The following is a 582-nucleotide window of genomic DNA, read 5'->3' as shown; positions in this document are numbered from 1 at the left end:
TCGACCCCCTCGACGCTGCGTGTCTCGGAGTCGGTGCGCTTATGCCGGACATCGACCGGAGAACATCAGCGATCGGGCGAATGACTCTTTTTGTCAGCGAAACGATCGAGCGGCGTTTTGGGCATCGAACGGCAACGCATTCGCTTCTTGGAATGGCCTTCTTTGCTGTCCTGGCGATGCCTCTCGCTCTCGTTCAAGACTCGGCGTTTTGGTATTTCGTTTTTGGGTACGCAACCCACATCTTTCTTGATACCTGGAACAAAGAAGGCGTTCCGCTTCTTTGGCCGAATCGCTTGGAATTCGTGATCTACTACAATCGCCGGCTTCGAGTCGCCTACGGATCGAGCGGTGAATTCACAGTGTTGGCGGTGATTTCGTTGCTCGCCCTAGCATTGGTCCCCGTGTCGATGAAAGGATTTGAGAGCTGGTTTCACCGGCTCTTAGCAACGCCGAACGCAGCGATTCAAGATTACCTTTTGTGGCGAGATGACTACGAAGTTTTGGCGGAGCTCAGCGGCGAAAACCTGCTCCTTCGCAAGAGCGAGAAAAGCGAACTCCGGATCATTGACGCCCTCGATATGA

Annotated in this window: 1 protein-coding gene; it reads left to right on the top strand. The window is 54.0% G+C overall.

Annotated elements, in window-relative coordinates:
* Positions 1 to 41: 41 nt before the first annotated feature.
* The coding region (locus QEH53_RS23950) for a metal-dependent hydrolase (protein WP_309025764.1) at positions 42 to 582 on the top strand (541 nt) is incomplete at its 3' end.

The organism is Pelagicoccus sp. SDUM812002 (genome assembly GCF_031127835.1).
GTDB lineage: Bacteria > Verrucomicrobiota > Verrucomicrobiia > Opitutales > Opitutaceae > Pelagicoccus.
This window is presented reverse-complemented; position numbering and strand designations above follow the sequence as displayed.